Origin of the sequence: Achromobacter sp. NFACC18-2 (assembly GCF_900108985.1) — a bacterium.
Taxonomy (GTDB): domain Bacteria; phylum Pseudomonadota; class Gammaproteobacteria; order Burkholderiales; family Burkholderiaceae_B; genus Achromobacter.
In genome coordinates, this window is record NZ_FNYM01000007.1 from 107,092 (window position 1) to 128,261 (window position 21,170).

The 21,170-nt window shown below is 63.3% G+C and carries 14 protein-coding genes and 1 tRNA gene; 8 read left to right on the forward strand and 7 right to left on the reverse strand.

Annotation, left to right across the window (positions count from 1 at the left end):
* Positions 1 to 57 precede the first annotated feature (57 nt).
* The 5 genes from BMW75_RS29860 (at position 58) to BMW75_RS12800 (ending at position 10,775) form a co-directional block, all read left to right on the forward strand.
* Positions 58 to 6,867, forward strand: a complete 6,810-nt coding sequence (locus BMW75_RS29860; protein WP_092579756.1) for an autotransporter outer membrane beta-barrel domain-containing protein — start codon at positions 58 to 60, stop codon at positions 6,865 to 6,867.
* A gap of 216 nt (positions 6,868 to 7,083) precedes the next feature.
* A complete protein-coding gene (locus tag BMW75_RS12790) occupies positions 7,084 to 7,695 on the forward strand; it encodes a hypothetical protein (RefSeq protein WP_254792001.1) in 612 nt (203 codons plus the stop codon).
* Between the two features lie 5 nt (positions 7,696 to 7,700).
* Positions 7,701 to 8,303 (forward strand): hypothetical protein, encoded by a 603-nt coding sequence (locus BMW75_RS29090; protein WP_139208526.1) that lies wholly within the window; start codon positions 7,701 to 7,703, stop codon positions 8,301 to 8,303.
* Positions 8,304 to 8,615: 312 nt separating this feature from the next.
* Positions 8,616 to 9,863: a hypothetical protein gene (locus tag BMW75_RS29100; RefSeq protein WP_139208527.1), complete on the forward strand. Its 1,248-nt coding sequence runs from the start codon at positions 8,616 to 8,618 to the stop codon at positions 9,861 to 9,863.
* Positions 9,864 to 9,923: 60 nt separating this feature from the next.
* A complete protein-coding gene (locus BMW75_RS12800; protein ID WP_092579760.1) occupies positions 9,924 to 10,775 on the forward strand; it encodes a DNA adenine methylase in 852 nt (283 codons plus the stop codon).
* A gap of 128 nt (positions 10,776 to 10,903) precedes the next feature.
* Here the strand turns inward: BMW75_RS12800 and BMW75_RS29105 are convergent, their stop codons facing one another.
* The gene (locus tag BMW75_RS29105) at positions 10,904 to 11,242 is read right to left on the reverse strand and encodes a hypothetical protein (protein WP_139208528.1); all 339 of its coding nucleotides are present in this window, start codon (positions 11,240 to 11,242) and stop codon (positions 10,904 to 10,906) included.
* Positions 11,243 to 11,326: 84 nt separating this feature from the next.
* Here BMW75_RS29105 and BMW75_RS12805 point away from each other — a divergent pair, with 84 nt between their 5' ends.
* On the forward strand, positions 11,327 to 11,704 hold the full coding sequence (locus tag BMW75_RS12805) for a hypothetical protein (RefSeq protein WP_092579762.1): 378 nt from the start codon (positions 11,327 to 11,329) through the stop codon (positions 11,702 to 11,704).
* 103 nt (positions 11,705 to 11,807) lie between these two features.
* On the opposite strand, the gene BMW75_RS12810 is transcribed toward BMW75_RS12805, so the two are convergent.
* The 5 genes from BMW75_RS12810 to ribD all read right to left on the reverse strand — a co-directional run bounded on the left by BMW75_RS12810 (position 11,808) and on the right by ribD (position 18,763).
* A tRNA-Ser gene (locus BMW75_RS12810) sits at positions 11,808 to 11,898 on the reverse strand.
* 132 nt (positions 11,899 to 12,030) lie between these two features.
* The gene (locus tag BMW75_RS12815) at positions 12,031 to 13,584 is read right to left on the reverse strand and encodes a SpoVR family protein (RefSeq protein WP_175493160.1); all 1,554 of its coding nucleotides are present in this window, start codon (positions 13,582 to 13,584) and stop codon (positions 12,031 to 12,033) included.
* The gene (locus BMW75_RS12820; RefSeq protein ID WP_092579764.1) at positions 13,581 to 14,840 is read right to left on the reverse strand and encodes a YeaH/YhbH family protein; all 1,260 of its coding nucleotides are present in this window, start codon (positions 14,838 to 14,840) and stop codon (positions 13,581 to 13,583) included. Before BMW75_RS12820 ends, BMW75_RS12815 begins: the two co-directional genes overlap by 4 nt.
* A 12-nt stretch (positions 14,841 to 14,852) precedes the next feature.
* On the reverse strand, positions 14,853 to 16,769 hold the full coding sequence (locus BMW75_RS12825) for a PrkA family serine protein kinase (protein WP_369825613.1): 1,917 nt from the start codon (positions 16,767 to 16,769) through the stop codon (positions 14,853 to 14,855).
* Positions 16,770 to 17,611: 842 nt separating this feature from the next.
* The gene (ribD, locus tag BMW75_RS12830; RefSeq protein WP_175493161.1) at positions 17,612 to 18,763 is read right to left on the reverse strand and encodes a bifunctional diaminohydroxyphosphoribosylaminopyrimidine deaminase/5-amino-6-(5-phosphoribosylamino)uracil reductase RibD; all 1,152 of its coding nucleotides are present in this window, start codon (positions 18,761 to 18,763) and stop codon (positions 17,612 to 17,614) included.
* Between the two features lie 179 nt (positions 18,764 to 18,942).
* Here ribD and BMW75_RS12835 point away from each other — a divergent pair, with 179 nt between their 5' ends.
* Together BMW75_RS12835 and BMW75_RS12840 are read left to right on the forward strand one after the other, a co-directional pair.
* Positions 18,943 to 19,506: a cysteine hydrolase family protein gene (locus tag BMW75_RS12835; RefSeq protein WP_092579766.1), complete on the forward strand. Its 564-nt coding sequence runs from the start codon at positions 18,943 to 18,945 to the stop codon at positions 19,504 to 19,506.
* A 20-nt stretch (positions 19,507 to 19,526) separates the two neighbouring features.
* Positions 19,527 to 20,489: a GlxA family transcriptional regulator gene (locus BMW75_RS12840; RefSeq protein WP_092579768.1), complete on the forward strand. Its 963-nt coding sequence runs from the start codon at positions 19,527 to 19,529 to the stop codon at positions 20,487 to 20,489.
* Between the two features lie 39 nt (positions 20,490 to 20,528).
* Here BMW75_RS12840 and nrdR read toward each other — a convergent pair whose 3' ends face one another.
* Positions 20,529 to 21,008 (reverse strand): transcriptional regulator NrdR, encoded by a 480-nt coding sequence (gene nrdR / locus BMW75_RS12845; protein WP_076518773.1) that lies wholly within the window; start codon positions 21,006 to 21,008, stop codon positions 20,529 to 20,531.
* Positions 21,009 to 21,170 lie beyond the last annotated feature (162 nt).

Below are 21,170 nucleotides of genomic sequence, written 5' to 3' on the forward strand. Positions count from 1 at the left end.
CCGCGGATTGTTCTTCCTTGGACAGCGCGACGACACAAAAAGAGCGAGACAAGCAACATGACCCAGACTCCCGCGCGACGACGCGTTACGCCCGCCATGCTTTCCCACCAGGGTAGTTTGAGGCTTGCAATCCTGTCTGCGCTGGGGGCTTGTGCGCTGGGTCTGCCCGGTGGCGCTCAGGCCGGCTATCAATGCCTGGGCAATCCGACCCAGAACATTCCAGCTGGCAATTACGGCTACGCCTATTCGGTGTGCGAAGGCGACGCGGGCGAGGATAAGAGCGGCGAAAAGGACGGCGACAGCGGACCGACCGTCTCGATCACGGCGGCGGGCAACTTCGGCGTCGATTCCGCCACGCAAGTGTGGCAGTACCCCATCTTCGATGAAGAGTTCAAACAAGGTGTCGTGACGGGGGTATCGGTCGGCGGCCAGGGCATCGACGAAGGCACGGCGGGCAACAGTGGCCAGATCATCGTCTGGAATAGCGCCAACATCACGCTCAGCGGCACAGGCAAGGGTTCTTTCAACAGCCTGATCACCGCAATGTCCCAGGGGGGCTTGGGCGACCAGTACAACGACAACAACGATTCAAACGGCGGTCACGGCGGCTTGGGAGAGGCGGTGTCGGTGACGAACTCCGGCGTGCTCACCGTGTACGGCACGGTACCCATCGCGGATGCGCGGGGTCTTTACGGCATCAACGCCGTGGCCGTGGGCGGCATGGGCGGCGATCAGAACGACCCCGCCTTGAACTACGGCGACCAGGTCGGTGGAGACGGCGGCAATGCCAGCACCGTCACCATCACCGACAGCGGCACCGTCAATCTGGGCAGCAGCGACTCGCGTCTCAAGACCTACGGCAACGGCGCGGCGCTTTCCGCACGTTCCATCGGCGCGACCGGAGGCGACTACAACGGCAACGCCGGCACCGGCGGAACCGTGCAGGTGACCCATCACGGCACGACCAGCAGTTATTGGCAGGTGGACCAGGGCAGCAAGATCTTCGGCATCAACGCGGAAAGCGTTGGCGGCGCCGGCGTCAGCGCGAACCCCAATGACCCCGACAACAGTGACAATGGCGGCAACGGCGGCGGCGATGGCGACACGTGGACCCAGAAGGTTACCGTGGACGCCTACGGCAGCGTGCTGGTGGACGTAGCCGGCTCCAACGCCAGCGTGGCGGTCGAAGGCGCGGGCATTGCCGCGCGGGCCGTGGGCGGCAAGGGCGGCAAGGGCCCCACCAAAGACCACTCGGGCGGCAACGGCGGCAAAGGCGGCGCCGTGACGGTAAACCTGTACTCCGGTGCCAGCGTGACCACCCGCGGCGACAGCCTGCCCGCGATTGCCGCGCAAAGCCTGGGCGGCCAAGGCGGAGACGGCGGCAATGGATCGGCCCTGGCCGGACAAGGCGGCGGCGGCGGATTCGGCGGTGACGCCGGCACCGTTACCTTGACCACGCAAGGCAGCAGCGTCATCTCGACGTCAGGCATGTATTCCTCGGGCATCATCGCCCAGTCCATCGGCGGCGGCGGTGGCACGGGCAGCGACTTCGTGTCCGTGCTGGGGGGCCAGGGCGGCAACGGCGGCAACGGTGGCGACGCGGCCTCCGTCACGGCCACCACCGCGGGCGCCATCACAACGACAGGCGATCATGCTTACGGCGTGCTGGGGCAATCCATTGCCGGCAGCGGCGGCGCGGGCGGCGCGGACACGTCGAGCCTGGTGGCGCTGGGCGGCGACGGGGCCGGCGGCGGCACGGCCGGCACGGTGACCATGACCAATAACGGCTCGATCACCACCTCGGGCTACAACTCGCACGGCATGGTGGCGCAATCCATCGGCGGCGGCGGCGGGGCGTCGGGTAGCGCGACGGGTCTGCTCAGCGTAGGAGGCGACTCGGCGGGCGCCACCGGATCCGCGGGCGGCAGCGTCGTCGTGAGCAACACCGGCGCCATTACCACGGCGAGCAATGCGGCCATCGGCCTCGTGGCGCAGTCCATCGGCGGCGGCGGCGGCAGTGGCGGCGACAGCATCGGCGTGCTTGGCGTCGGCGGCAGCGGCGCGGGCGGCGGCACCGGCGGCAGCGTCAACGTGCGCGATCTGGGCACGATCCGAACCTCGGGCAATTTCGGCCTGGGCGTGCTGGCACAGTCGATTGGCGGCGGCGGCGGCAATGGCGGAGACACGTTCACCGCGTCCGTGGGCGTTTCCGTGGCGATCGGCGGCAGCGGCAGCGGTGGCGGAGACGGCGGTTCGGTGTGCCTGACCAACAACGGCGCTTGCGACGGCTGGAGCTCATCCAATGCCGCCAGCATCATGAGCCAGGGCGACTACGCGTCCGGCCTGGTGGCGCAAAGCATCGGGGGCGGCGGCGGCAATGGCGGCAGCGTCAAGAATGTCAGCTTCGCCTCTGTCGCCGCCCTGCAACTGGGCGGCAGCGGCAGCAAAGGAAGCGACGCCGGCACGGTCGAGGTCAACTACCACGACCTGCAAGTCAGCACGGCCGGCGCACATGCCATCGGCGTACTGGCGCAGTCCATTGGTGGCGGCGGCGGCAACGGCGGGGACTCCAGCTATGCCGATGCCACCCTGGGGGTCAATGCCGCGCTGGTGATGGGCGGCAGCGGCGGCGGCGGAGGCGGCGGCAATTCGACGACCATCACGTTGAGCAATTCCTACATTGGCACCGGCATGGCCTACGACAGCGCCAGCATCGACGCCGCCACCTATGCCCCGAATGATTCGTTCGGCGTGCTGGCGCAGACCATCGGCGGTGGCGGCGGCAACGGCGGCAGTGTGAGCGCCAAGGATCTGGTGCTGGCCGTGCCCACGGGAGAAGGATCGTCGGTAGCCCTGAATCTCGAGGCCACCGTTGGCGGCGGCGGCGGCACCGGCAGCAACGCATGCAGGTCGGACAACAGCGGCTGCGTGACTCAAGTCGTGCTGAACGAAAAGTCTTCGGTGGCCACCCTCGGCGACGGCTCGCATGCCGTGGTGGCGCAGTCCATTGGCGGCGGCGGCGGCAATGGCGGCGATTCGTCCTCGCTGGCGGCCACGCTGGGCGACGGCGACTCCATCTCGGCCACGGTCGGCATGGCCTTGGGAGGGACCGGCGCGGGAGGCGGCGCCGGCGGCGCGGTCAGCGTCAGCCTCGGGGACGCCAACAGCGCCGCCGCGGCCATGCCCTCCTCGCTTACGCTGCCGCCTCCCGCCAACCCGTCGCTGCAATCGACCCTCATCACGTATGGTCACTATGCCAATGGCGTGGTGGCGCAATCCATCGGCGGCGGCGGCGGCAATGGCGGCGTAGGCAGCAGCAACGCCTTCTCGAATGGCGGCATGACCAATGTGGACCTGACCATGTCGCTGGGCGGCTCAGGCGGTGGCGGCGGCCAGGGCGGCGCAGTGGATGTGACGGTCAACCCGAACTTTGTGATCCGCACCCTGGGATCCGGATCGCGCGGCGTCGTCGCACAGTCCATCGGCGGTGGCGGCGGGGTATCGCAGGGTGGCACCATCGGCCTGTCGGCGGGCAGATCGGGCGACGAGGATGCCGGGGACGACCCGGGCGACGCAGATGCAAAAGTGCAGATCAACCTGGGCGCCACGGGCGGGTCGGGTGCGGTGGGCAGCAAAGTGACGGCGGTCATGAACGGCGCGATTCGCACAGAAGGCGGCGATGCCGACGGCATGTTGCTGCAGTCCGTTGGCGGCGGCGGTGGCTTGGGCGGGTCGGTGGGTGCGGACGCATCGTCCAATCCCATTCTGGAACGCCTGGGCGAGTCCGACGACGGCGAATCGTCCGGCAGTGACGAAGGCCACAGCTATGCATTCACGGTTGGCGTGGGCGCCTCGGGCGGAACGGGCGGCAATGGCGGCGAAGTCGACCTGAGTTTCGGCGGCAAGATCCAGACCAGCGGCGACTGGGCCGATGGCATCGTGGCCCAGTCGATCGGCGGGGGCGGCGGCTCCGGGGGCTCATCGAGCGCCTCGGGCAGCGACGTCCAGGCCAACATCACGCTGGGCGTCGGAGGCCGTGGCGGCGCGGCAGGCGACGGGGGAACGGTGAACTACTACCTGCCCGGCTCGCACGGCAACAGCATCGTCACCGCGGGCTACCAAGCCTATGGCATGTTGCTGCAATCCATTGGCGGCGGCGGCGGCCAGGGCGGCGACGGCTCCGACCAGGCCAAGGGCAGCATCACGATCGGCGGTGCCTTCGGCGGCTCCGGCGGCGCCAGCGGCAATGGCGGCGATATTCAGCCCTCGCAGTTGCAGGGCTGGCTGAACGTGTCGACGACGGGCGACGAAGCGCCCGCCCTGGCCATGCAGTCGATTGGCGGCGGTGGCGGCACCGGCGGCGCAGGCAACAGCGACTCGGAAGACCTGGAAGACGGCAGCCATGCCGTGTCCCTGTCGGTCGGGGGCACCGCGGGGGCGTCCGGCCATGGCGGAACCGTCAACGCGACCCTGGGCATCAACGCCAATACCGCTGGCGACCGCTCTTATGGCGTGCTGGCGCAGTCGATCGGCGGCGGCGGTGGCGTGGGCGGCGCAGGCGACGCCGACAACCTGACCAGCGTCCTGCTGGGCGGGCGCGGCGGCGCGGCCGGTGACGGTGTAGCGGTCACCGTCAACATCAACGACAGCGAAAGCCACATCGGCACGACCGGCGCGGGGTCCCATGCGATCGTGGCGCAGTCCATCGGCGGCGGCGGCGGCATTGCTGGGGATACCTCACGAGGCATTCAGCTGGGGACTTCCGGTTGGTCCGCCTCGGGCGGCAACGAAACCAGCAGCAATGGCAGCGGCGGCGTGGTCAACGTCACCACCAACGGCACTATCTCCACCAGCGGGGCCAATGCCTTCGGCGTGGTGGCGCAATCCATCGGCGGTGGCGGCGGGCTGGGGGGCGATGCCAGCGGCGGCTTTGCCGGCAGCACCAGCGCCAGCGACGGCACGGGCGTCGGCAGCACGGTCACGGTGACGCAGAATGGCACGATAGCCGCTACCGGCAGCGGCTCGACCGGCATATTCGCGCAGAGCGCCGGGCCGCAAGGCGCGGGCCAGGTATCGGTCACCGTCAACGGCACGGTGACGGGGGGCTCGGGATCCAATGCCTATGGCGTATGGATCGTCGGCGACAACCAGAACAGCCTGACCATCAATGAATTCGGCGTCATCTCGACTGCCGGCGGGGCCACCGGCAATGCGGCCATCCGCTACGATGGCGCCACCCTGAACCAATACGGCGACAACGCGCGCGTTGCCAGCATCGCCACGGGCGGCCGCCTGACCGTCCGCAACGCCGGCACGGTATTCGGCAACATCGAATGCGACAACGGCGCTGGCGGCATTGCGTGCGACGTCGATAACGCCGCCAGCGGCACACTGAGCCATGCCACGCAGTACCAGGCCAACATCAACAACGCCGGCGCCGTGGTCATCGGCACGCCGGGCGCGTTCGACACGCTCACCGTCAGCGGCCACTTCGATCTGCAATCCAGCGGCTTTCTGCTGGCCGACGTGGACTTCGATAAGCTGCAAGCGCCCCGCATGATCGTGCAAGGCGACACACGCCTGGACGGCCAGATCAACGCACGTCCCATCACCCTGCTGCCCAACCATGAAGTCACGGTCGCCACGCTGGCGGGCGACATCCAGGGCACGCCGCGAGCTTTCGACAGCCCCGTGATCGACTACGAGGCCACGCTTGCCGACCGGAACGTTCGCATCCGCGCAGCCAACGCAAACTTCGCCTCGCCGTCGATGAACCTGTCGTCCAACCCGCGCTCCGTAGCCAACCATATGCAACGCGCATGGGACCTGGGCGGCAACAGCGCCATGGCGACCTTGTTCGCAGCACTGGACATGGCATCGCGCCAGAGCGCGTCAGCCTATTCCGGCCAGTTGTCGGATTTGTCGCCCGGCGTCGCCGTCGCCCCTGCGGCCCACATGCAAGTGGGCATGGCACGCTTTGCCGGCGGCATGATGTCGTGCCCGGCATTCCAGGGCGTCGATGCGCTGACCGGCGAACAGGACTGCCTGTGGGGCCAGATCTCTGGCATCAACACCAACCAGGACAGCGGCAACGGCGTGTCGGGCTTCTCGTTCGACGGGGTCACCTACCAGTTCGGCGGCCAGCGGCAGGTCCGCCCGGGCTGGTTCGTGGGCGGTTCGGCAGCGTATGAAAACACCCGCATGCGGGGCGATGACGGCCGCGTCAGCGGCAACGGCGACAGCGGCTACCTCGGCGTAGTCGTCAAGCGCGAAGCCGGCCCCTGGACCTTCTCCGCGGCGCTCGGAGGCGGCTACGGCCAATACGACATCGATCGCAGCATCCGCATTCCGGGCCTGGAAAGCCGGGCCAACGCGGACGTGGACGTATACGGCGCCGGGCTGCGGCTGCGCGTGGCGCGCACCTTCGCGTCGTCGCAGTACTACCTGAAGCCCTTCGTCGACGTCGATGCGCTTTATTCCCGTTCACCCGGGTATTCCGAATCGGACAACGCCATGCACCTGGATGTGGAAAGCAGCGACCAGTTCGTCATGGGCCTGTCGCCCACGCTGGAATTCGGCGGCAAGGTTCCGCTGGAGAACGGCGCCATCATGCGGCCCTATGTGTACGGCGGCGTCACGCTGCTGTCCAAGGACGAATACACCGTGAAAGCCGCGCTGCAGGGCGCGCCCGCCGGGAGCGGTTCGTTCGAGACCTCGCTGCCCATGGACAACGTCATCGGCCGTCTGGGCGCTGGCCTGCAAGTATCGAATGCAGGCGGCATCGATTTCCGCTTGCAGTACGACGGCGAGTTCGCGTCCCGGACACAAAGTCATCGGGCTTCGGTGAAGGTCATGATGCCGTTTTGAGGTGGCAATTGACGGAAAGGGCTATGGTGGAAGACGCCCTGGACAGCTCCGGATCAGGAGCGGTGCCCGGCCAGCGGATGTTTCGAGATTGCGGGCCCTCTTTTGCTGCCGTAGCTAGTGTCATAGGACTTCGCTGATAGACCGGTGGCGGCAATATTTGAATCATAGGGTGAATCGTCCTCTCTCTGTCACCCTATGCCGGAACAGTCGACCGCAGTGAACGCCGAGCCCTCCTATATATGGGAAGGTACGCCGCCGCTATCACCCGCGCTTTTTGAATTTCTGCCGCCTGGTGTACCTGAAGGCGCAAGACCCATTCACGATGAAGCGTCGGATGCGATCATTGGCTATCAAGCAGGCTCTAGTGGGGTCTTTCGGACCTATGATCTTTCGGGTGAACTGCAATCCATCGATGAATTGCCCCTAGAAGCGCCGCTGATAGACCCCTTGGATGCGGTTTTTCTAGCGGGAACGGCGTGGAAGCTGGGGTCCAGGCTGGTGCGGGGCGCCGTTCTTGCGCGAGCTGGGGTAACCGTTAGCCAAACGGTTCTGTTTCGCCTGCGAGCAAAGTTCCATGCGCTGGCTCAAACAAAAAACTTTCGCTTTACGGCCAAGGCTTTAGACAGAATGCGAGAGAAAGGCCGCTTCGTTCCAGTGCATATACTTCGCTTGGCCATTCTGCATGGAAAACGAATGCCGGACCCACGGAAGGAAATTGGCTACTTTATGTATACGATCAAGGTCCACTTCCGCGGCAACCCGTACACACTCGAAGTTTTACTCAATGAGCGCGATTACATCATTGCTCACTTTAAATATTTTGATTGACGATCATGTTGCAGATGATCCGAATTGACCCAAAACCTGCGACAGCCCTCGCGCTATCGCAGGCATCCTGGGACCCTGAAGGCGGCATTCTGAGCTGCACGATTAAATATCCCGTCGTGGCGGATCAAGCGGATAAGCCCGCGTACCCGCTTCGAGACTTCCTTGACCGCCAGTGGCCGGAGCCCGAACCCATTTGGATCGTTGATGCGGGGCCGCTGACGCTGGATCTCGATGATCGCAAACGACTCGTTGAAGTCTACTTGCTGGCCAGTCCTGCCACCTGGACTTTGCAGCCAATAGCGCCGGCACAAGGCGACGTCGCGGAGCCATATCTTGAAGCCCTGTTTGACGAAGGTGGTCATGCCAAATGCCAGCCTACACGAGGGGAACAATACGACCCGCAACAAGGCATCGTCTGTCTGAGTTGGGGCCCCGCAGACCATTGGCGCATCATCTCGCCCACACTGGCGCTTGGACTCGCCTCAGACGGCAAGCTCATGAAGATTCAAATAAGCGAGTTTCGGCTTCCCATTCCGAAGCCCCGGCCGAAAAGCGCGTGGGAACGGCTGAAGCGCAAGTTGATGCGTCCTGACGACCGCGCTCGCTAGGCGCGAACGGCCGTTGACGCGCCATTATCGGGCCAAGACTACTGGTGGTCCCAAGATTGGCTATTTGCCACTTGGGTGTGAGTAGGAAAATCTGTTCTGCAACGTGGTGGCTCAGCGTTACGAGCGCACAAGCATCATCGTCACGATATTGGTTTATATCGCCACCTCAACGCCAAGATTCACTTATAGTTACACTTATCTTGCTCAGGAGAAATCGTGGCTTCGAAACCGTTTATACAGCAGACAGTACTTTTGTCTCGCTTACACCTCGACTCGCACAACCCTAGGCACGATGTGACTGAGGACGAACCCTTGATCATTGAGCAACTTGTAAGAGGCGAACAGATCTTGCCGCTTGCAACCGATATCTGCGAACGAGGCTTGAGTCCACTAGAGCGCCTAGCCGCGATCCGTCACCCCGTCCTAGAGGGCCATTTCGTGATGGTTGAGGGCAATCGCCGCCTATGCTCCCTGAAACTGCTCAGGGATCCAGCCAAAGCCCCCACGACTGACCGGAAAGTATTCAAGAAGCTAGCTGACCGTAAGCCCGCGCTACCTCGAAGCCTCGAAGTAGCTGTCTTCCCCAGCCGTGACCTCGCCAACCAGTGGATTGCTCTCAAGCATGGTGGCCAACAGAACGGCATTGGCACAAAGAACTGGAACTCATCTCAATCCAGTCGATTTAAGAACAGTCTTACAAACATTGCCAGACCTAACTCATTAGCGCTGGCTGTCCTGGACTACGCCGTAGACACTGAAATCATCACAAACGAACAGAGAACCAGCATTGCGCTAACGACGGTTACTCGATACCTTACCAACCCAGTCGTTAGAAGTGCTCTTGGCTTGACCAGTCCAAGCGAATTTCTTGTCAACGTAGAGAAATCCGAGTTCGATCTCGCTCTATCTCGTTTCTTGGAGGATGTTCTGTCTGGCGAGGTGCATTCACGCTCGAAAGCCACAGAACGGGCGGATTACGGGCGAAGCCTCATTGCCTCAGGCCACTCGCCAGCCACTAAGCTCCCGGACGCTTACTCCCCATCGGAAAAGATCGCCTCCCCCGCGAAAACGAATCCGGACTTAACCGCGGTGACTGACGACAACCCCTCGCCTAGACGGAACAACAGAAGCCCAGATCTTGGCACGCGGGTCGTTCGTACTGGTTATGCGGTCCACATCAGCAATCACACGACCAAGCGAGTCTTTGACGAGCTGCGTGACATAGACGCTTCAAAATACACGTTCGCGGCGGCTGCCCTCTTGCGTTTGCTGATGGAGCGTGTGTGCAGGGCTTATGCAAAGAAGCACGGCCTTGGGGACATTGGAGATCTGGCTCCTGTTATCGGACGCTGTGCGACTCACATGGAACACAAGGCGGGTGCTTCAAAAAGCGTCTTCCAGATTTGGCGTACTCTATCGAGCAACGCTCAGCACTACTTATCACCAGGCACGCTCGGCACCTACATCCATGGTGGCACGACACCTGTTCTAACCGAGTTGCGCAGAGGCTGGACGGATCTGGAAGAAGGTTTCACACTGATGCTGGACGCCATCCGCTGACAAGCTGGCCAAGCGCGTACATTTTGGCTAAAGTCTCAGCCTCTCACAGATCCTGTTCATATGCCTGTCAACCATACCCCTCTCCGCTACCCGGGAGGCAAGTCCCAGCTTACGCCGTTCGTTATCGAGCTCATGCGGGCCAACGATCTGTTGGGAGGCACTTATGTGGAGCCCTTCGCTGGTGGGGCTGGTGTCGCCTGGAAGCTGCTATTTGATGGATATGCGTCGGAAGTCTGGATCAACGACATCGACCCTGCGATCCATGCCTTCTGGCATTGCGTATTGAACCGCACGGACGAGTTGTGCGACAAGATTGCGACCACTGACGTTACGATAGAAGAATGGCATAGACAGCGCAGCTTGCACTCATCTGCGAGCGGACAATCTCTCAAACTAGGGTTTTCCACATTCTTTCTGAACCGCACCAATCGCTCGGGCATTTTGAAAGCAGGCGTAATCGGTGGACTAGCACAGGCTGGCGACTGGAAGCTCGACTGCCGCTTTAAGAAACAGGATTTGATAGACAAGATTCGCCGTATCGCGCTCTATAAAGACCAGATTAATTTGACGCGAGACGATGCCAACAGATATCTCTCCTCGACCGTTAAGAAATTACCCAAGCAATCGCTCATCAACATTGATCCGCCATACTACAAAAAGGGCCCCGAATTGTATTGCAGCTTTTATGAGCATGAAGATCACAAGAGTCTTGCGCAGACGATTCGCAAGCTCCGGCGGCCTTGGATGTTGACGTATGACGACGCACCAGAGATAAGAGCCCTTTACGCAGGGCTCCCGACGACAACGAAGCGTCTAACCTACTACGCCCAAGTTAAACGAACGGGCGTTGAATTGCTGGTACTTAAACCAAGCTTGGTTACCCCAGAAGCAGCCCATGTTCTGGCAGCTTGACTGAAGGCCTGATTACATGCGCGAAACCCACCGTAAATCAGGGAACAATTCGACGGGCTGTCATCGTCACCGTGGCCTCGAAAGCAGCAACGAATGCGGCTGTCTCGTCAGCGTGGCAAATGGCCCACTCACGTAGCCCCCCATTTTTTAAGCTTGTTCCAATGGACATCCCACCACCCTTTGTTTGCTTCCCGCTGAGTGCTGTTGCTCGAGGCATCAACAAAGAAGGAATTTGCGACCTTGTCGCTGCTCGGGCTTGTGACGTCGAAATGTAGAAGTGCGTCATAAAGCGGGCCTTCAGAAGCAGCAGCGGCTCCACGCAAGAATATTGTCATCATATTTTCCGATAAGTGGCCTGTGCCGCTGGCACCTTTGTGGCATGGAAACTTAACCGTGTTGCCTCGTGCTGCGGCCTTCTTGGATATGGTGGTACGCCTCACGCTTTGACGGTTGAAACGCTGCTTCATCGCATTGCCTTGGTCCCTCTGCCCTGGGGCACAAATGCAAAGCCTGCAAAACGCGTGCATACCTGCACAGGGGCCAGGTAGAAAATGATTCGCTACCTGAAGTGGGCAAGCCGTGCAATCTGGGTTTGTTTTCTTGTCTGGATCCTGTTCATGTGGCTCTGCAGCCCCGTCGTGGCGTTGCACTATTCCGTGGAAGCCACAGAGCCCATCGGCTACTTTTTGGATACCGAGTCAAGCATTACGAAGCGCGTCCTGACGCCGGGCGACTCTACATTCATCACGACCGCCATGAATCCGCCTTCCGACATGTGGGTCACGCTCTCGTTTCCAGTGGCCAGCCGAGATGTACTTGAAGTCACCGAACCATTCAGCCGCATAGACGTGTACATCGGCCCAGGAGCCCGGATCGAACGCACTGAAATCCGGCACGGTTTTTTTGCGCGTTTTACCGACCCGGACTGAGGTGGGCCAAGCCTTGTCGATGTTCGGCGACGCAAAGCGTACGCCCACCGCGCATCAACAAAAAAGCCCCTGAATTCTCTACGAATTCAGGGGCTTGCATCCTTGGCGGACAGAGGGGGATTCGAACCCCCGATACGCTTTTGACGTATACACGCTTTCCAGGCGTGCGCCTTCAACCACTCGGCCACCTGTCCTACTGCATTTTCGAGCACTATTTCGGCGCTGCAGAAAATGCGAATCCGCGATTCTAGCAGAAGCCGCGCGCCCTCAGCAAGCGGGCAAAGAAAAAGGGACGCACTACCCGCGTCCCTTCCCCTGCCTGCGCCTTACTTCGACGCGGGCGGGTCCTGCTCCCGGTAGGAGCTGATCGTGCCGTCCGGTTCGGTTTCTTCCAGCCGGACGCGGAATCCCCACAGGCGGGCAAGATGCTTCATGACCTGTTCGGCATCCTCGCCCGCCAGCGGCCGGCCGCGACTTTTCAGGTGACGCAGCACCAGCGAGCGGTCGGTGTCGCGGTTGAAGCGGACGACCTGGATGTCCGGCACCTGGTTGTCGCGGTTGTGCTGCGCGGCGAGCAGGCGGCGGATGTCGCGGTAGCCTTCGTCGTCGTGGATCGCGGCCACTTCGAGCTTTGGGTTGGCCTGGTGGTCCGAGATGGCGAAGAAGCGGAATTCCCGGATGAGGCGCGGGGACAGGTACTGCGAGATGAAGGACTCGTCCTTGAAGTTGCGCATGGCGAAGTCCAGCGTCTTCAGCCAATCCCCGCCCGCGATGTCCGGGAACCACTTCTGGTCTTCCGGCGTGGGGGCCTCGCAGATGCGGCGGATGTCGGACATCATCGCGAAACCCAGCGCGTAGGGGTTGATGCCGCCATAGCCGCGCTCGTCGAAGCCGCGCTGGCTGACGACGTTGGTGTGGCTTTGCAGGAACTCCATCATGAAGCCGTCGTTCACCAGGCCTTTTTCATGCAGGCGGTTCAGGATGGTGTAGTGCCAGAACGTGGCCCAGCCTTCGTTCATGACCTTGGTCTGAGTCTGCGGGTAGAAATACTGCGCGACCTTGCGGACGATGCGCACCAGTTCCTTCTGCCACGGCGCAAGCTTGGGCGAGTACTTTTCGATGAAGTACAGCAGGTTCTCTTCGGGCTCCGGCGGAAACACCGACGCCTCGGTGCGCATGTCCTTGTCCGCTTCCATCCGGGGGAGCGTGCGCCACAGGTCGTTGTATTGCAGGCGCGCATGCTCCTCGCGCTCGGCCTGGCGCGCGGCTTCTTCCTTGTACGAGACCGGCGCGGGACGCTTGTAGCGGTCCACGCCGTGATGCGACAGCGCATGGCAGGAGTCCAGCAGCGCTTCCACGGCATCGATGCCGTAACGGTCTTCGCAGGCCATCACGTATTTGCGCGCGAACACCAGGTAGTCCAGCACGCCATCGGCGTCGGTCCATTGCCGGAAGAGGTAATTGCCCTTGAAGAACGAGTTGTGCCCGTAGCAGGCATGCGCAATCACCAGCGCCTGCATCGCCATGGAGTTCTCTTCCATGAGATAGGCGATGCAAGGGTTGGAGTTGATGACGATTTCGTAGGCCAGCCCCTGCATGCCGCGGCGGTAGAACTGCTCGTTGCGGATGAATTCCTTGCCGTAGGACCAGTGCGGATAGCCGATGGGCAGGCCGGCCGACGCATAGGCGTCCAGCATCTGCTCCGAGGTGATCACCTCGATCTGGTTCGGATAGGTGTCCAGCCCGTACTCGCGCGCGATCTGGGAGATCGCGTCGTCATAGGACTGGATCAGTTCGAACGTCCATTCGGACCCTTGGGAGATCGGCCGGGCGCCGCCGGCCGATTCCGGCTCTACGAGAGCACCCATGTTGGAATTCATGCGGCCTCCTTCTTGAACAGGTCGTGGAACACGGGAAAGATCTCGCCGCGATCGCAGATGCGCCGCATGACGAAATGCGGCTCCAGCTTCTGTTCATATTCCGCCCACAGGCTGCTCTTGCGCGCCTCCTGCGAGTCGGGGATTTCAATATAGGCAAAGTAGCGCGTGGACGGCAGCAGGTGTTCGGCCAGAAAGCGCGCGCTCTTGCCCGCGTCGGCGCCGAACGAGTCGCCGTCGCTGGCCTGGGCCGCGTACACGTTCCACGCCGCCGGCGGATACCGCTTTTCCAGGATCTCGCGCATCAACTCCAGCGCGGACAGCACGATGGTGCCGCCGCTCTTGGGGTCGTAGAAGAAGGTGTGCTCGTCCACTTCCTCGGCGTTGTCGGTATGGCGGATGAAGACCAGGTCCACGTGTTCGTACTTGCGCGACAGGAACAGGTACAGCAGCGTGAAGAAGCGCTTGGCCAGGTCTTTCTTGCCCTCGTCCATGGAGCCGGACACGTCCATCAGGCAGAACATGACCGCGCGCGCCATGGGGATGGCCACCGATACCCGGTTGCGATAGCGCAGGTCCAGGTCATCCAGGAACGGGACGCGGGCGAGCCGCTCGCGGCAATCCTCGACTTCCTGTTCGAGCTCCTGGATCCGGGCGGCGGACGCCCCCGCGGCCCGGGCCTCTTGCAGGGCGTGTTCGGCGTCTTCCAGGTCGGCCCGCGCCTTCACGCTGAGCGACACCCGCCGCGCCAGGGACGACTTGAGCGTGCGGCTGATGCTCAGCGTGCTGGGCGACCCGGTCGTGGTGTAGCCGGCGCGCTGCCACTTCTTCTGGCTGACTTCGCCAAGCTGGTTGCGCGCCAGGTGAGGCAGTTCCAGATCCTCGAAAAAGAGGTTCAGGAATTCGGCCCGCGACAGGCTGAAGGTGAACTGATCCACCGATTCGCCCTCTCCGGGTTCGGACCCGCCATCGCCCTGCCCGCCCTGCGGCCGGTCGAAGGTGTCGCCCTTGGCGAACTCGCGGTTGCCGGGATGCACCAGCTCGCGGTCGCCGCCCGCGCCGTGCCGGAAGGTCGGCTCGGAGATATCGCGGGCAGGCAGGTTGATTTCACCGCCTTGATCCATGTCCTGGATCGAGCGGTCACGGATCATCCCGTGCACCGCCTTGCGGATCTGGTCCTTGTAACGCCGTAAAAAGCGTTCCCGGTTAACGGCGCTTTTGTTGCGGCCGTTAAGACGCCGATCGATCAGTGAATTCATGATTCACCTCGCTCAGGATGACTTCCTCACACGGAGATACCACTCGCACAGCAGCCTGACCTGCTTTTCCGTGTAGCCCTTCTCCACCATCCGGTCGACGAAGCTCTGGTGTTTCGACTTGTCCTCGGCCGAGGCCTTGGCATTGAACGAAATCACCGGCAGCAGGTCTTCCGTGTTCGAGAACATCTTCTTCTCGATCACTTCGCGCAGCTTTTCATAGCTGGTCCAGTTGGGATTGCGCCCGTTGTTGTTGGCGCGCGCCCGCAGCACGAAGTTCACGATCTCGTTGCGGAAGTCCTTGGGGTTGGCGATGCCCGCGGGCTTCTCGATCTTTTCCAGTTCGTCGTTCAGCGCGCTGCGGTCGAAGCTTTCGCCGGTTTCGGGATCGCGGAATTCCTCGTCCTGGATCCAGCAGTCGGCAAACGTCACGTAGCGGTCGAAGATGTTCTGGCCGTATTCGGAGTAGGACTCCAGGTAGGCCGTCTGGATTTCCTTGCCGATGAATTCCGCGTAGCGCGGCGCGAGGAAGCCCTTGATGAACTCCAGGTAGCGCCGGCGGATTTCGTCGGGATAGTCTTCGCGGCCGATCCGTTGCTCCAGCACGTACATCAGGTGCACGGGGTTGGCGGCCACTTCCGTCTGGTCGTAGTTGAAGACGCTGGACAGGATCTTGTACGCGAAGCGCGTCGAGACCCCGGTCATGCCTTCATCGGTGCCGGCGTAATCCTTGTATTCCTGCAGCGCCTTGGCCTTGGGGTCGACGTCCTTCAGGCTTTCGCCGTCGTAGACCCGCAGCTTGGAGTAGATGCTGGAATTCTCGGGTTCCTTCAACCGGGTCAGCACCGAGAACTGCGCCATCATGTCCAGCGTTCCGGGCGCGCACGGCGCTTCGGACAGCGAGCTGTGATGCAGCAGCTTCTCGTAGATGCGGACCTCTTCGGACACCTGCAGGCAGTAAGGCACCTTGACGATATAGATACGGTCAAGGAACGCCTCGTTGTGCTTGTTGTTGCGGAAGGTCTGCCATTCCGATTCGTTGGAGTGGGCCAGGATCGTGCCGTTGAACGGGATGGCCGAAAAGCCTTCCGTGCCCTTGAAGTTGCCTTCCTGGGTGGCCGTCAGCAGCGGATGCAGCATCTTGATCGGGGCCTTGAACATTTCCACGAACTCAAGCAGGCCCTGGTTGGCCAGGCACAGGCCGCCGGAATAGCTGTAGGCGTCCGGGTCGTCCTGCGAATGGCGGTCGAGCTTGCGGATGTCGACCTTGCCGACCAGCGAGGAGATGTCCTGGTTGTTCTCGTCGCCCGGTTCCGTCTTGGCGATGGCGATCTGGCGCAGCACGGAAGGATTCAGGCGCACGACGCGGAACTTGGAGATGTCGCCGTCGAATTCCTTGAGCCGCTTGACCGCCCACGGCGACATGATGCCGGTCAGGTAGCGCCGAGGAATGCCGTATTCCTTTTCGAGCATGTCGCCGAACCGTTCGGGATGGAACAGCCCGAGCGGCGATTCGTTCACCGGCGATCCTTTCAAGGCATAGATCGGAAACTTCTCCATCAGCGCCTTGAGCCGCTCCGCAATGGAGGACTTGCCGCCCCCGACCGGTCCGAGCAGATACAGGATCTGCTTGCGTTCTTCCAGCCCCTGAGCGGCGTGCTTGAAGAACGCGACGATCTGTCCGATCACGTCCTCCATGCCGTAGAACTCCTGGAACGCGGGATAGCGCCGGATGGTCCGGTTGGAAAACAAACGGGAAAGACGTGGGTCGTTGCGCGTATCCACGATCTCAGGTTCGCCGATCGCGGCCAGCATGCGCTCAGCAGGGCTGGCGTAGGCCATGGGATCGCGCTTGGCGAGGTTCAGATACTCTTCGAGCGAGAGCTCTGATTCCTGCTCTCTTGCATACTGCGACTTGAAGCCTTCGACGATGTTTTGCACGGAAACCTCCTACAACACGCGAAAAATTCAATACGTCCCTACATGCCCATTGTGCCTCAGCGCCTGCGCTTTCCTAGACAATCTTGCGACAAGCATTTTCAGCGGGTTTTTATGTTGCTTTCGCCACACATCAACCATAAGCAGGATCGGACCCTTTCTGTTTAGGCTGCCGCCTACGGATACAAGTTCCGCCAGGATTGCAACCAACGTGAGCAAGTTCACTCGTTCGTCTTCAGCATAAGGCCGCATATAGCGTGCCTGACGCAGCCGCACATGAAATGGTCGGCAATGAAACGACGAAATGAGCGATATCCGGTGGATTCTTATGGGCCGGGAACAAACCCGGCTACGCCCGCCATGCGATCGCGGCGGACGGCCTGAACGGCGCTTTGCGTCTTCGTTCAGTAGCGTGCCTGTCGGTGATGAACTGCGCCGATCGCGGCACGGGAATCCGTGGTGACGAGGGCGCGCGGCGGCTGTGCGGTGGTCCGTGAGCGCGTAGCGCCAAGTCATGCGCCTATGCTAAGCCCAATTGACCGTTTTGTGGCAATTCATTTGCGCGCTCGCGTTTCAGCGCAGCGCCGCGTACCACCGCGGATGGCGTGCGCGCGTCTGCGGTTGGCGCACATCATGCATGCCGTCACGAACCGCGCGCGACGCGTAGACGCAGGCTGCACGCGGCTTGCGAAGCATTGGCAGCCGTGCTTGCGGAGTGCTAACAGCCATCTTGGCAACGCGCGCGGGCGATGCGCAAAGGCCGCATGCGCATGAAGAATTAATTCGTGTGCGTGAAGCAGCGCGCGCAATGCAGGCGGCGCGTCGCAACCGAACCGCTACGACAGCGCAGGCAGCGCGACGCTATCCATCAACTGGCGCCACGTACCGGCCACGCGCGCGCGCACGCACAAATCAGCGCCCACGCGCGCAATATCGGTAAATTCGTAGCGTCGCGCGGCGTCCAGGTGTTCGAGCATCGGCAGGCGCACCATGCCCGCCGCGTCGCCCAGCAGCACCGGCGCCAGGTACAACAGCAGTTCGTCCACGCACCCGGCGGACACCAGCGCGCCGCTCAGGCCCGCACCGGCCTCGACGTGCACCTCGTTGAACTGTTCCTGGGCCATCCAGCGCATCATCGCGGGCAGGTCGACCCGGCCAGGCTCCACGCCCGGCAGGCAGACCACCCGCGCGTTCCTGTCCGCCAGGCGCGCGGCCTTTGCGGCATCCTCGCGGGCGGTGAACACGATGACGGGCCCGCCATCGAACAGCCGGGCGGTCTCGGGGATCTCGAAACGGCCGTCCACCACGGCCTTGCGCGGCTGCCGCGGCGTATCGACGTCGCGCACGTTCAGCCGGGGATCGTCCTTCAGGACGGTGCCCATGCCGGTCAGGACGACGCAACTGCGCGCCCGCCAGCGGTGGCCGTCGGCCCGGGCCTCGGGGCCCGTGATCCATTGCGACATGCCGTTATGCAGCGCGCTGCGGCCGTCCAGCGACGCGGCCATCTTCATCCACACCCAAGGCAGCCCCCGGCTCATGCGTGAGATGAATCCGGCATTCACGGCAAGCGCCTCTTCGCGGCAGATTCCCGTCGTCACCCCGATTCCGGCGTCGCGCAGGCGCGCCAGACCCTGTCCGTTGACCAGCGGATTCGGGTCTCCCATGGCGACCACCACGCGGGCCGGCCGCGCCGCCAGCACCGCGTCCACGCAGGGCGGGGTGCGGCCGAAATGGCTGCAGGGCTCCAGCGTGACGTACAGCGTGGAACCGGCAACCGATTCGCCGCGCGCCTGCGCGTCGCGCAGCGCGCAGATTTCGGCGTGCGGACCGCCCGGCGGCTGGGTCGCGCCTTCGCCAAGCACGCGGCCGTCGCGCACGATGACGCAGCCGACCCGGGGGTTGGGGGCCGTGGTGGCCATGACGGTCTGCGCCAGCGCCAGGGCGCGCCGCATCCAGTAGAGGTCGTCGGTGTCGGGGGAAATGTCCATGCCAGGGATTGTATGTCCGCGGTGCGCGCCCCCGGTCATTGGGGACGCACGAGCCGGCGTGGCCGCATGGCGATGTCCGTTTTGGGCCGCCAGCCGTCTTGGATCGCGCTCGCGCCGGCGCGGGATCAGAGTAAAAATAGCGCCATACCCCTTGAAAACCTAGGCCAGGAGGCCCGGAAATGAAACAGGCATTGATCGTCATCGACGTACAGGAATCCTTCCGTCACCGTCCGTTTTGGGACGCATCCGAGTATCCGGCCTTTGTTTCGCAAATCCAGTCCCTGATCGATGGGGCTGCCGCGCAGGATATGCCGGTGCTGCAGGTGTTCCATACCAGCCCGTCCGACGATCCCGCCAATCCGTTTTCCCTGGCGTCCGGCCACGTCAGGACGCTTCAGGAATTGCGGATTTCGCCCTCGGCCGTGTTCCACAAAACGGTCCATTCCGCGCTGTACGCCAAGGACGAAGCTGGCGCCTCGCTGCACGACTGGCTGGTCAAGCACGGGATCGAAGGCGTCATCGTGGCTGGCATCCGCACCGAACAGTGCTGCGAAACCACGTCGCGCCACGCCAGCGACGCCGGTTTCAAGGTGACGTTCCCCACCGACGCCACGCTGACCTTCGCCATGCAAAGCCCGTCCGGCCGGCACTACACGCCGGCCGAGATCCGCGACCGGACCGAATTGGTCCTGCAAGGCCGCTTCGCCCGCATCGCGCGCGCCGCCGACGCGCTGGCGGCATAGCTGCCGGGCGGGAGGCGCCGATGATCCCGGTGCATTTCGTGGTGCCGCGCGGCATCGTCCTGCTGGACCTGGCCGGGCCGGCCGAGGCGTTCCGCGTCGCCAACAAGCTGTGTCCGGGCACGTTCGAACAGCATTTCTGCGGTCCCTCCCGCGACGTCGAGAGCGGCATTCCGGGCCTGCACCTGGCGCACGTTCAGGCCCTGCCCGCCCGCCTGCCCCGCAACGCGCTGGTGATTCTTTCCGGCGTGGTGGGCAAGCACACGCGGCTGGACGACGACGACGCACGCGCGATCGTGGACTGGTTGGCGGTGCGCCACCCGGCCGACGGGTTCACCCTGATGACGGTCTGCGCGGGCGCGCTGTTCGCCGCGGCCGCCGGCCTGACGCGGCAGCGCGAATGCACCACGCACCACACCTGCCTGGCGCAGCTTGCCGCCATCGACCCGACCGCGCGCGTGCTGGACAACCGCATCTTCGTCGAGGACGGCAACCTGGTCAGCAGCGCGGGCATCACGGCCGGCATCGACCTGGCGCTGCACATGGTGGCCCGCCATTGCGGTCCGCGCGTCGCCAGCGAGGCGGCGCGCGACATGGTCGTCTACCAGCGTCGCGCCGGTTCCGATTCGGCGCTGTCGCCCTGGCTGGACCATCGCAGCCATATGCATCCCGGCGTCCACCGGGTCCAGGACGCGGTCATCCGCGACCCCGCCGCGCCGTGGTCGGCCCGGACCCTGGCGGACCAGGCGCACACCAGCCCGCGCCACCTGACCCGCCTGTTCCGCGAGCACGCGGGCTGCACGCCCATGGACTATCTGTATCAGATCCGGGTCGCGCTGGCGCGCGACCTGCTGCGCGACACCCGGCTGGATCTGGAGCGCGTGGCGGAGAAATCGGGATTTGGCTCGGCGCAGCACATGCGCCGCGTGTGGCGCAAATTCCAGCCGCTGACGCCCGGCTCGATGCGCGGGGCGGCGCTGCAATAGCAGCCGCGCGGGGCGCCGTTGCGATCGGCGCCCCGCGCGCTATTCCTTGCGCAGCTTGCCCGGCAGCAGCGGGCCCTGCATCTCGCGGATGGCCTCGACGAATTCGCCGATGTCTTCGAAGCTTTTGTAGACCGAGGCAAACCGCACGTAGGCGACCTTGTCGAGCTTGCGCAATTCGTTCATGACGAGCTCGCCGATATGCTCGGACGGGACTTCGCGCTGGCCGCTGGCAAGCAGTTGCTCTTCGATCCGCGCGACGGCCGCATCCACGTCCTCGGTGCTGACCGGGCGCTTGCGCAGCGCGAGGCTCAGGCTGGCGCGCAGCTTCACGGGATCGTATTCGCTGCGGCTGCCGTTGCGCTTGACGATCGAAGGCATGGCAAGCTCCACCCGCTCGTAGGTGGTGAACCGCTTGTCACAGGACAGGCAGCGGCGACGGCGGCGGATGGCGTCGCCCTCTTCCGAGACCCGGCTGTCGACGACCTGCGTTTCGGCATGGCCACAAAATGGACACCGCATGTGTGATCCCTAAAGACGCTGGTGGCGCTGGCGGCGCTGGAAGCGCCGGAGGCAATAATTGAGCATATTGTAACGATGGGGCCAGGCAAAGCGCCCGGATGGACGATTTTGTCACTGCGGACGCGTCGCTCCCGCCCAAAAAAACCAAGGGACGGCGCCTTG